Raw genomic sequence first — 12,273 nt, forward strand, 5'->3', positions numbered from 1 at the left:
TTATTCGCTGTTGCGGTCGCTCTTTTCTTATCCTGGGGTATGCCCGCGCAGAGGCGCAAGCGCTTGTTCCAATTGAATATACGGGGTTTTTGTGGGCGGCGTTGTTCGGTTGGCTCTTATTTAATGAAGAACTGAGCGCAACCACGCTCGCCGGCGCTGGGTTGATCGTTATCGGGTGCTGGATCGCCACCAGAAAACCACAAATGCAGAGCCCGCCATAATTATGGTTATGGTCGGGTCTCTGCTGATGCGTCCGAGGGCTCGTCTGCGGTCTGTGCCGCAGCTGGGCTGGAATTTGGGGTGAGGAACACCGCTGCCGCGAAACATGCCACCACTGCTGTGATCGCGGCAATGACACCGGCGCGAAGGCTAGCCAATCTGGCCTCGACCGATGTGTCCCCCATTACGCGGTGCCCCTCTGCGTGTAACTGCGTATGCAAAAGCCTCTAATCGACGGCTTCGGATTGACCTAGTAAACGGTTGTAACATCTGTAACCGCTTCTCGATTTTCGCCAGCCAGAACCATAAGCTAACTCTTGACCAATTCGCGCGAAACGCGCAGGTGGCGGGGCATAAATGGCCGCGCGAATGGTTGGACATGCTGCGGCTTTCAAATCAGAAAGGAAATCGCGCGCATGACTCAGGTCGGCAAGGACACGCTCGGAACACGTTCTACCCTAAATGTTGGCGGCAAAGAATACGCCTACTACTCCTTCGCCAAGGCGGAAGAGTCGATTGGTGATGTGTCGAAATTGCCATTCAGCCTGAAAGTCCTTTTGGAAAACATGCTCCGCTTTGAAGACGGCGGTTTCACCGTCGGTGAAGAGCATGTCCGAGCGGTTGCTGATTGGCAGAAGAACCCGGTTACTGGCAGCGAAATTCAATACCGCCCTGCCCGAGTCCTACTGCAAGACTTTACCGGCGTTCCTTGCGTCGTTGACCTTGCTGCAATGCGCGATGCGATCAGCAAGCTTGGCGGCGATACTGCCAAGATCAACCCGCAGGTTCCGGTCAATCTCGTGATCGACCACTCTGTAATGGTTGACGAATTCGGGCACCCCAAGGCGTTTGAGAAGAACGTGGAACTTGAATATGCCCGAAATGCGGAGCGCTATGACTTCCTCAAATGGGGCTCGAAGAGCTTTGAGAACTTCTCCGCTGTGCCTCCCGGCACAGGCATCTGCCACCAGGTAAACCTGGAACACATCGGCCAGGGCGTATGGTCAAGCCAGGATCAGGACGGCGTGACCGTTGCCTATCCCGACACCTGCGTCGGCACAGACAGCCACACAACGATGATCAACGGCCTTGGCGTACTCGGCTGGGGCGTTGGCGGGATCGAGGCAGAAGCCGCGATGCTTGGCCAGCCTATCTCGATGCTGATCCCGGAAGTGGTCGGATTTAAACTGACCGGCAAAATGGCCGAAGGTGTGACCGCAACGGACCTCGTGCTGACCTGTGTGCAGATGCTGCGCGAAGTTGGCGTCGTTGGTCGTTTCGTTGAGTTTTACGGTCCTGGCGTTGCCAATCTGACGCTCGCCGACCGTGCGACCATCGCGAATATGGCGCCGGAGTATGGAGCGACATGTGGTTTCTTCGGCATTGACGACAAGACGCTGGATTACATGCGCCTGACAGGTCGCAGTGAAGAGAACATCGCACTGGTTGAAGCCTATTCGAAAGAGCAGGGCATGTGGTTTGAGCCGGACAATGAGCCGATCTTCACCAAGACGCTCGACCTCGACATGAGCGTAGTCGTTCCCAGCCTCGCTGGGCCAAAACGCCCGCAGGATAAGGTCATACTTCCCGAGGTGGGTGAGCTGTTCAATGGCGACCTCAAGACGACTTACAAAAAAGATGCGCCGGTTCGCGTAGATGTGGCCGACACCGATCATGACATTGGCGACGGCGATGTCGTGATTGCGGCGATCACCAGCTGTACCAATACGTCCAACCCAGACGTCCTGATTGCGGCAGGCCTAGTGGCCAAAAAAGCCAATGAGCGCGGAATGCAACCCAAGCCATGGGTCAAGACCTCGCTTGCACCCGGAAGCCAGGTTGTGACCGATTATCTCGTGAAATCGGGCTTGCAGGACGATCTCGACGCAATCGGGTTCGATCTGGTCGGATATGGTTGCACCACGTGCATCGGCAACTCTGGCCCGCTCGCTCCACCGATCAGTGCAGCGATCAACAACAATGATATCGTTGCCGCTTCCGTCTTGTCGGGGAACCGCAATTTCGAAGGCCGCGTCAGTCAGGATGTGCGCGCGAACTTCCTCGCCTCGCCTCCGCTCGTTGTGGCATATGCGCTAAAAGGTACTGTCACTGAGGACATCACCACCACGCCATTGGGTCAGGATAAAGACGGCAATGACGTGATGCTCGCCGATCTGTGGCCAACCAATGCCGAGATTGCAGAGAACCGCGCGGCCAACATAGACCGCGAAATGTTCGAAACCCGCTATGCCGATGTCTACAAAGGTGATGAGCACTGGCAGGCGATCCAGGTTGAAGCATCCGATACCTATCAATGGCGTCCGGGCAGCACCTATGTTGCCAACCCTCCGTATTTCGAAGGCATGGAAATGACGCCAGCGCCAGTCACTGACGTGATTGATGCAAAGCCTCTGGCCGTGCTCGGTGACAGTGTTACGACTGACCACATCTCACCGTACCGGTGCGATCAAGGCAGACAGCCCCGGCGGCGAGTATCTGATGCAGAATCAGGTCGCAAAGGCTGACTTCAACTCATACGGCTCGCGTCGCGGAAATCATGAAGTGATGATGCGTGGCACCTTCGCCAATATCCGCATCAAGAACGAAATGGTACCCGGTGTTGAGGGTGGCTACACCACCTATAATGGCGAGCAGATGGCGATTTACGACGCCGCGATGAAGCACAAGGCCGACGGCACACCGCTGGTAGTAATCGGCGGCAAGGAATACGGCACGGGTTCATCGCGCGACTGGGCCGCGAAGGGCACCATCCTGCTGGGCGTGCGCGCAGTGATCGTTGAGAGCTTTGAGCGTATTCACCGTTCTAACCTCGTTGGCATGGGTGTTCTCCCGCTACAATTCCAGGAAGGTCAAGGCCGGGAGAGCCTCGCATTATCAGGCGATGACAGCTTCACCATTAAGGGTCTGGCTAACCTCGAACCGCAGCAGGAACTCGAGATCGAAGTCACCCGCGCCGACGGCAGCAAAACCAGCTTCACCGCGCTGTGCCGGATCGATACCGCCAACGAAATGGAATATTACCGCAATGGCGGCATCCTCCATTACGTGCTGCGGAAGTTGGCGGCATAAAGTGAAAACTGCTGTTCTCGCAATCGTGCTGCCAGCGGTTTAACACTGGCGGCTTGCGATGCTTCGGCAGCTGAAAAGTCGAAGGAATCCGAGCCCGTTTCTGTTCCTTAGATGTGAGATACGTTCAGCGCAGTGACATCCCGGTAGCCCCATTCTTCGTCACGCTGAACGGAGATGGGACATGTATCGATTGGTGTTGGGATTCGCGATTGTGGCGATGGCGACCACTGGCCATGCACAAGAGGCGGCACCGGCGGAGCCGCAAATTGATTATGATGGCTTTGCCGCGCTGACCGAAAGTGTGCGAGTAATCCGTGCAGAGCGGCTTCTCAACAAGGACACCTTCTTCACCAAAGCCGCAGCACCCGATGCGCTTATCCTCGACACGCGTTCGACCGCCGCCTTTCAGCTCGGCCATGTTGCCGGCGCAGTGAACCTGCCTTTCTCGGACTTTACCGATGAAAAGCTGCGCGACGTCATTGGTGATAACCCGAACCGCCCAATCTTCATCTACTGCAATAACAATTTCACCAACGACATCGCCCCTGTCGCGCTCAAAGCCGCACCGCTCGCGCTAAACATTCCGACTTTCATCAACCTGCACGGATATGGCTACACCAATGTGTGGGAACTGGATGGTGTCATGTCGGTGAAAGACATCGATTGGGTGGGAACGGCGCTGGAACAACAGCGGCTCTTAACGAACGCCAGCTAGAAAAAGGGCGGTCGTCCTGTCTGGAAAGCCGCCCGTTTAGTTTGAAGTTCCGCTTGATTCGCTACCGATCAGGCAGCTTTCTTGCGGCTGAAAATCTCGCGCAGTTTCTTGCGGCGCAAAAGGACTGCAGCAACCACACCGAACAGAACCGTCATTGGCGGTGCAGGAACTTCGGTTCCGCTGGTCGTGCCGCCAGTCGTTCCACCGCTGGATGACGATGTAGACGAACTTGATGATGAGCTAGAGGAAGAGCTGCTGCTAGAACCAGAGCTCGAAGAGCTGGTGCTCGATGTCATGTTACCAGAGCTTGAACTGCTGGTCGCGCCGCTCGAAGTCGCACCGCTTGACGTCGCGCCACTGCTGGTTGCGCCTCCAGACGTCGAGCTGCTTGATGAGCTAGATGATGATGACGACGAGGAAGAGCTGCCAGAGCTGGACGATCCGCCGGAGCCACCTGACGAACTTGATCCACCTGAGGAGCCGCCTGATGAACCACCGCTCGTGCTCGTCATGCCGCCAGTACTGGTCATCCCGCCGGTTGAACCACCGCTCGAGGCCCCACCGGAGCTAGACGAGCTGGAAGAACTTGATGACGACGTGCTGCTCGAGCTTGATGAACCACCAGATGAGCTGGAGCCACCTGAGCTGCCGGACGAGCCGGAACCACCGCTCGAAGAGCCGCCAGTCGAGCCACCACTGGTCATACCGCCCGTACTGGTCATGCCGCTTGTGCTGCCACCGTGGCTGGTCGAGCCGCCGGATGAGCCTGAGCTACCGCCCGAAGACGAGCTGCTCGAGCTTGACGAACCACCAGATGAACTGCTGCCACCTGAGCTGCCCGAAGAACCGGACCCGCCAGAAGAGCCACCGCTGCTCATGCCGCTGGAACCCATACCACTGGTTGATGCGCCACTGGATGTCATGCCGCCGCTTGAGCCGCCGGAGCTTGAGGAACTTGAAGAAGAGCTGGAGCTGGATGACGAACTGCTCGATGATGAGCTGCTGACATTGCCGCTAGAGCTGGAGGTTGTCGTAGAAGACACTTGGCCCGTGCTGCTCGAAACCGCACCCGTACTCGTGCTGGTTGAAACTTCACCGGTTGATGATGTCACACCGCCAGTGCTGGTCGATGTTGAGATTGCACCTGTGCTCGTGCTGGTTGAGACCTCGCCGGTTGACGAGGATATCTGTCCTGTGCTGCTCGAGACTTCACCCGTTGAAGACGAAATCTGGCCCGTGCTCGAGCTGGTGCTGCTTGAAACGCTGCCGTCATTGTTATTGACGATCTCAACGATGGTTTCACCACCGCCGCCGCCGCCTCCACCGCCGCCAAAGAAGCCGCCGAAAAAGCCGCCACCAAACGCCGCGAGTGGTGCTGCGAGACCGCCACCAAAGCCGCCGCCGATTGAGCGCGATGCGCCGCCGCCGGAGACCGGGCGACGCTCTGGAAGTGGCGGAACCGGTACAGGGGCCAGCGCCGTACGATAGACCGGCGGGCAAACATTGTCAGGATTGCGCGCAGCCTCTGGCGAAGTCGCCGGGATACACTCAAGTTTGCGAACGGTGCGAACTGCTGGTGTTGGGGTTGGCTTTGGCCGCTTAGGAATAGTGCGTTTCGCACGCTTGATCGGCTTGGGCTTGGCTTGCTTAACATAGCGAGGCCCCTTCACCGATTGTTGCGCAGACTTATAAGACGGCGCATCCGTGATCGGCTTTTCCGCCACATGGACCGCGCCGCCCGCGACAAGCGCGCCGCCTGCTGCGGTTGCGGATAGTTTGGCAAGAGCTGCTTTTACCGACATAGTTCAACTTCCTATTAGGTCAGGAAAGCGAGCCAACCTCTCTTCCCCACCAGACCCTTTTGCTCGATCCGCGAATCTCTATGCGTCCGAGCGTTAACCTTTATTACTCACTCGGCACACTGATTGTAAATTTTGCAGATGATGGCGAGCAGTTTGCGCCACTTGTCTCTGATTGGGACCGGCGCTTTCGGCTTTCTTACTCGGTACGTTAACTGTCTTTGTTAAATAGGTTTTTCTGGGTCTCCGCCGCCTGCGGAGGGGCATCGATATTAAGATGTTCCCAACCACGATCGTTCAAACACCGCCCCCGTGCGGTCCGCGCAATCAGCCCCAATTGAATGAGATAAGGCTCAATAACGTCCTCAACGGTATCGCGTGGTTCAGCGAGTCCCGCCGCCAAGGTCTCCACCCCAACTGGCCCACCTTTATAGATATCGGCGATCATCATCAGATAACGGCGATCCATCGCATCAAGGCCGAGCGCATCGATTTCCAGCCCTGGTCAGAGCGTTGTCGGCGAGCGCGCGAGTGACTGTGGCTTCGCCCGCGACATGGGCAAAGTCGCGCACCCGGCGCAGCAATCGGCCCGCGACACGCGGTGTACCGCGCGAACGGCGGGCAATCTCGCGCGCGCCGTCTTTATCGATATTGAGGCCCAGCAGCTTCGCAGCGCGTGAGACCACCAGATCCAGCTCATCATGGGTGTAGAAATTGAGGCGCACCGGAATACCAAAGCGGTCACGCAGCGGCGTGGTCAGCAGGCCTTGTCGCGTGGTCGCGCCCACCAACGTGAAAGGCGGCAAGTCGATCCGCACACTGCGCGCCGCTGGTCCCTCGCCAATAATCAAGTCGAGCGCGCGGTCCTCCATGGCGGGATAGAGCACTTCCTCGACCACGGGATTGAGGCGGTGAATCTCGTCAATGAACAGCACATCATGCGGCTCCAGGTTTGTGAGCAACGCCGCCAGATCGCCTGCCTTTGCGATGACCGGGCCTGAGGTTGCGCGAAAGCCAACGCCCAGCTCGCCAGCTATGATTTGTGCCAGCGTGGTCTTGCCCAGCCCCGGCGGGCCAAAGAACAGCGTGTGATCCATCGCCTCGCCGCGCGACTTGGCGGACTCAATAAAAACGCGCAGGTTCTCGCGCGCGGATTGCTGCCCGATAAACTCTTTGAGAGACTTAGGACGCAGCGCCGCGTCAGGATCGTCGGGTTGCCTGTCGGGGGAATGGATGGGTTGGTCTTCGGTCATTCTGAAGCCGGATAACCATAATTTGGAGGCGAGTGAGTGGGCTTATATGGCCGATCAGATGGCCTCTTATGATACTGCAATGCTTCCTGAAACTGCCATTCGGTGAGCGCAACAGCGTGCAGATCATTCCCTCCCATGAGGGCGTATATTTTAAAGCCGCACTCGCTCAGCTGTTTATTAACAACATCGAAAAGCACGGCGCTTGCAACTGCCCAGTGATCGAGTCCGGCATTTTGGCCATAGACCAATTGGGTCTCATCCAGAGTGTGAATGCTGTAGTCAGGTGTCCCTTCTTGGCTTTGAGTAAGCGCCTCCCATCGCACACATGGATCAGCGATAACCCTCGTAATCGAAGCATAGCCGTCAACCATTCCACCTTCGGCAAGGTTTTCAGCGTCGAGAGGAATCGCCGTCGCATAGTCGATTGGGTCTTCAGTAGGTGTTTCGTCGACTGAGCCTCTGGCATCACTACAGCCCATAGTAGAAGCCAACCCGGCGAAGATAACTGAAAATCTAGCCATCACCCAGCCGCCTTCTTTAGTGCCACTCGGATGAGATCGCCCTCTGCGGCGTCCTCGCCAAGCTCGCTCTGAGCGCGCGCGACCGCCTGCGCCGCGACCGCAGGTTTAAAGCCAAGGTTCTCCAGCGCGCTCACCGCATCCGCGCTTGCACCGCCAGCCTGTGAGATCGCCGTGGCGGGCACGCCTGCCATACCTCCGCCCGGTAACGCTCCGGCCTTGTCCTTCAGCTCGTTGACGATGCGCCCGGCCAGCTTTGGCCCCACGCCTTGCGCGCGGGCCACCATCGCTGCATCGCCGCCCGCGCAGGCATCACGAACCTCGCCGGTCGAAAGCGCCGACAAGATTGCCAGTGCCACTTTGCTGCCCACCCCCTGAACCTGTGTCAGCAAGCGGAACCAGTCGCGCTCTGCACTCTCCGCAAAGCCCAGTAAGCGCATGTCATTCTCGCTCACCTGGAGATCGGTATGCACCGTGCACCCCTCGCCCACTTCGCCCAGCGCCGCGAGCGTTTTCGTGGAGCAATGGACCAGATAGCCGACGCCCTGCACATCGACGATGGCCCAATCCTCGCCCACTTCGTCGAGCCTGCCGGATAGTTTTGCGATCATGGGTGCTGTGTGGAGGAAATTGGTGTGCGATGCCATAGGCGAGTCTTTGTTTTCCGCACGCCATCCCGCGCGCGATATCCTCGGGCCTTACCTGCGCAAGCGCAGAGGCCCTGCGGGCACACAGTCGTGCTTGCGAGACCTGCGGTCTCGATCCAGTTCGATCCGCCAACGGACGGATCGCAAGGGCGGCTGCCCGTCGGCTACGTTAGGCCGGGAAGCGAAGCTGGCCAAAGGCCAACCCTACGTGAGCGGACGCGAACGCCGGCGCTTGAGGTCAAAACAAACAAAACCCTCCTTCACCTCAATCACCCATATCTCGACACGCACCGATGTTGCGCTATGGAGACCGCTATGAGCTGGAATACATTCGGACGCGTGCTGCGCTTTACCACTTGGGGCGAAAGCCATGGACCTGCGCTTGGCGCGGTGCTGGATGGCTGCCCGCCCGGACTGGAACTGAGCGAGGACGTGATCCAGCCATTCTTGGACGCGCGCAAACCGGGTCAGAACAAATTTACGACGCAGCGCAAGGAGGCTGATCTGGTGAAGATCCTCTCTGGCGTATTCGAAGGCAGGACGACCGGCACACCGATCAGCCTGATGATCGAGAACACCGATCAGCGCAGCAAAGACTATTCCGAAATCGCCAAAACCTATCGCCCAGGCCATGCGGACTACACCTATGACGCAAAGTATGGCTTTCGCGATTATCGCGGCGGCGGCAGGTCAAGCGCTCGCGAAACGGCTGCGCGGGTCGCGGCGGGCGCTGTGGCGCGGCTCGCTATCCCTGAAGTCAAGCTGACGAGCTATGTGAGCGAGATTGGTGGCGACACAGTTGATCCGGCGAATTTCGATGCGAGCGAAATCAACAACAACCCGTTCTGGTGCCCCGATGCCGCAGCTGCAGAGCGCTGGGCCAAACTGGTTGATGACGCCCGCAAAGCAGGATCCTCGCTCGGCGCAGTCGTAGAATGTGTCGCGGAAAGCGTACCCGCCGGATGGGGCGCGCCGGTCTATGCAAAACTCGACAGCGATCTCGCCGCAGGAATGATGACCATCAATGCCGTCAAAGGCGTCGAAATTGGCGAAGGCTTTGGCGCAGCGCGGCTATCTGGCGAGCAAAATGCTGATGCTATGTCGCCGGGCGCGGACGGTTCAATAGACTTCGCCGCCAACCATGCGGGCGGGATCGCGGGTGGTATTTCCACCGGGCAGCAGGTGGTGGTGCGCGTCGCGTTCAAGCCGACCAGTTCAATCCTGACGCCAGTCGATTCGATCACCAATGAAGGCGAAGCGACCCAAGTGCGCACCAAAGGTCGCCATGATCCCTGCGTGGGCATTCGCGGCACGCCCGTTGTGGAGGCGATGATGGCGCTCGTGCTGGCCGATCATAAGATGCTGCACCGGGGGCAAGTTGGTTAGTTTTGCGCACACGCCTCCGCGTGTGCATCCTCGATGCGATCTTTCGCCACGCTACAGAGCATCTGAGGGCGCGCGGTCGCGCTTGCGGCTCGCTAGCCGCTCGCCGGACAATTCCAAGTTGAAATCATCCACGGGGATGCGGAGCACGGTCGGCGACGAGCCGACCGCAAAGGCCAACGGCAGTCCGCAGCGACGTGCACTTGTCCGCAAGTCGCGAGGAAATCGCAGCACGGATGTGCTGCGGAAAACCAAAAGCGCTCTTAATCTACTTACTCACTCAATCACAACCAATCAATCGATTGGACGAATTACCGTGAAACCGTCATGAAGGGTTGGCAAACGACTCAGCGGCGGCGATTTCGCCTATTTCATTTCAGCTAAGGAGAGACTCCCCATGGATGCAGTAACCGGAGATATGGCGAACGGATGCCCGTTCGATCATTCCAATGACACACGCTCGCTTTTGGGCCGTACCAACAAGGATTGGTGGCCAGAAACTGCGAATGTTGAAATTCTCACGGAGGGTGGTCGTTCGGCAAACCCGCTTGGTGAAGACTTCGACTACTGCGAAGCATTCAATGCGATCGATTATGATGCGCTAAAGGCTGATCTGACCGCGTTGATGACGGACAGCCAGGATTGGTGGCCCGCCGATTATGGTCACTATGGCCCATTCTTCATCCGTATGACTTGGCACGCCGCAGGCACCTATCGAACAGGCGACGGTCGTGGCGGTGGTGGCAGCGGCCAGCAACGCTTCGCACCGCTCAACAGCTGGCCCGATAACGGCAACCTCGACAAGGCGCGCCGTCTGCTGTGGCCGATCAAACAGAAATACGGCAAGAACATCAGCTGGGCTGACTTGCTTATCCTAGCCGGTAACGTCGCGATTGAGAGCATGGGCGGCCCGGTCTTCGGATTTGGCGGCGGACGCAAAGATGTGTTCGAGCCGGAAACGACCTACTGGGGTACGGAAGAGCTGTGGGTTGATACCGGCGCTGAGACCCGGATCATTCCAGACGAAGGTCGCGCTCTTGAGAACCCGCTTGCAGCGATCCAGATGGGTCTGATTTACGTCAACCCGGAAGGCCCGGGCGGCAATCCTGATCCGCTACAATCAGCACGTGATATGCGTGAAACTTTTGCGCGTATGGCGATGAATGACGAGGAAACCGTTGCTCTAACCGCTGGTGGCCATGCCTTTGGTAAGGCGCACGGGGCGAAACCTTCCGACACGTTTGGAGGCTCTCCAGAAGGTGAACATCTGGCACTTCAGGGTTTTGGTTGGCTGAACGATGCTGAGGAAATCGGCAAAGGTCATATTACTACGTCCGGCATTGAGGGGGCATGGTCCAACACACCTACTGAGTGGAACGGCAATTACTTCCGCCTCTTGCTCGATTACGAGTATGAGCTGGTCAAGAGCCCGTACCGGTGCGCAGCAATGGCAACCAATCGACCAGCGGGAAGAGGACATGGCGCCTGACGCGCGTGACCCTTCCAAGAAGGTTCCAACCATGATGACCACCGCCGATATGGCGCTGAAAGTGGATCCGGAATATCGCAAGATATCCGAACGGTTTCGTAGCGATCAAGCTGCCCTTGACGACGCATTTGCGCGTGCATGGTTCAAGCTGTGCCACCGTGATATGGGGCCAAAGGCGCGTTACCTCGGCCCAGAAGTGCCAGAAGAAGACATGATCTGGCAGGACATTGTTCCAGCTGGTTCAACGCCATCGGACAGCGCGATTACTGACTTCAAGTCTGCGGTTCTTTCGAGCGGCCTAACAGTCAGCGAGCTCGTCAAAGCCGCATGGGCTTCCGCGTCGACATATCGCAATTCTGACCACCGCGGCGGCGCCAACGGTGCCCGCGTGCGCCTCGCCCCGCAAAGTGGGTGGGCGGCGAATGACCCCGATGAGCTCGGCAAGGTGCTGAACAAGTTGGAAGAAATTCGCGGCGACATCTCCATGGCAGATGCGATTGTTCTGGCAGGTGCCGCAGCGGTTGAGAAAGCTGCTCAGGATGGCGGATTCAACGCCAGCGTCGATGTGACCACCGGGCGCGGCGACGCAGGCGAAGAGCACACCGATTCAGAGAGCTTTGAACCGCTTGAGCCATTTGCTGATGGTTTCCGCAATTATCTGCGCAATAAGGCGTCAGTGAAAACGGAAGACTTGCTCATCGACCGCGCACATTTGCTCGGCCTGTCCGTGCCTGAAATGACTGCGCTTGTCGGCGGCATGCGCGCATTGGGTGCGGTCAGCGGCAACACCGGCCACGGTGTCTTCACCGACCGCGCTGGGACGCTCAGCACAGACTTCTTCGTCAACCTCCTCGATATGGGCAACAAATGGACCCCAGTCGATGGCAGCGAAGACGAGGAATATGTCGCGACTGACCGCGCAACGGGCGAAGAAAAGTGGCACGGCACACGCACCGACCTGATCTTCGGCTCAAACTCACAATTGCGTGCGCAAGCAGAAGTGTTTGCAGAAAGCGGCAATGAACAGCTGTTTGTCGATACCTTTGTCACCGCATGGACCAAAGTTATGGACGCAGATCGGTTCGACCTCAGCCACGCGAAATACCACGCCTGATCTCGCTGTAGATCGGCAAATCAGACCCCCTGGGTCGCACCAAGGG

The 12,273-nt window shown here is 58.1% G+C and carries 6 protein-coding genes and 3 pseudogenes; 6 read left to right on the plus strand and 3 right to left on the minus strand.

Annotated features, from left to right (window positions below; genetic code table 11):
- Positions 1-2: 2 nt before the first annotated feature.
- The 4 genes and pseudogenes from ACZ1GM_RS13800 (at position 3) to ACZ1GM_RS13815 (ending at position 5,512) form a co-directional block, all read left to right on the plus strand.
- Entirely contained in the window at positions 3-221 is a 219-nt protein-coding gene (locus ACZ1GM_RS13800) for an EamA family transporter (RefSeq protein WP_472678581.1), read from the plus strand.
- Positions 222-635: 414 nt separating this feature from the next.
- Positions 636-3,309 (plus strand): annotated as a pseudogene (gene acnA / locus ACZ1GM_RS13805) (aconitate hydratase AcnA).
- A 181-nt stretch (positions 3,310-3,490) separates the two neighbouring features.
- Entirely contained in the window at positions 3,491-4,024 is a 534-nt protein-coding gene (locus ACZ1GM_RS13810) for a rhodanese-like domain-containing protein (protein WP_472676957.1), read from the plus strand.
- Between the two features lie 81 nt (positions 4,025-4,105).
- Positions 4,106-5,512, plus strand: coding sequence for a hypothetical protein (locus ACZ1GM_RS13815; RefSeq protein ID WP_472676958.1), 1,407 nt, complete (start codon positions 4,106-4,108; stop codon positions 5,510-5,512).
- A gap of 522 nt (positions 5,513-6,034) precedes the next feature.
- Here ACZ1GM_RS13815 and ruvB read toward each other — a convergent pair.
- From ruvB to ruvA, 3 genes and pseudogenes are all read right to left on the minus strand, one after another.
- Positions 6,035-7,076, minus strand: a pseudogene (gene ruvB, locus ACZ1GM_RS13820) (Holliday junction branch migration DNA helicase RuvB).
- The gene (locus tag ACZ1GM_RS13825) at positions 7,073-7,597 is read right to left on the minus strand and encodes a hypothetical protein (protein WP_472676959.1); all 525 of its coding nucleotides are present in this window, start codon (positions 7,595-7,597) and stop codon (positions 7,073-7,075) included. Before ACZ1GM_RS13825 ends, ruvB begins: the two are co-directional and overlap by 4 nt.
- Positions 7,597-8,205 (minus strand): Holliday junction branch migration protein RuvA, encoded by a 609-nt coding sequence (ruvA, locus tag ACZ1GM_RS13830; RefSeq protein ID WP_472678582.1) that lies wholly within the window; start codon positions 8,203-8,205, stop codon positions 7,597-7,599. Before ruvA ends, ACZ1GM_RS13825 begins: the two co-directional genes overlap by 1 nt.
- A gap of 351 nt (positions 8,206-8,556) precedes the next feature.
- Here ruvA and aroC point away from each other — a divergent pair, with 351 nt between their 5' ends.
- Both aroC and katG read left to right on the plus strand, forming a co-directional pair.
- Positions 8,557-9,627 (plus strand): chorismate synthase, encoded by a 1,071-nt coding sequence (aroC, locus tag ACZ1GM_RS13835; RefSeq protein ID WP_472676960.1) that lies wholly within the window; start codon positions 8,557-8,559, stop codon positions 9,625-9,627.
- A gap of 394 nt (positions 9,628-10,021) precedes the next feature.
- Positions 10,022-12,227, plus strand: a pseudogene (katG, locus tag ACZ1GM_RS13840) (catalase/peroxidase HPI).
- Positions 12,228-12,273: the final 46 nt, after the last annotated feature.

The sequence above is a fragment of the Qipengyuania sp. JB2-7 genome (assembly GCF_055693485.1).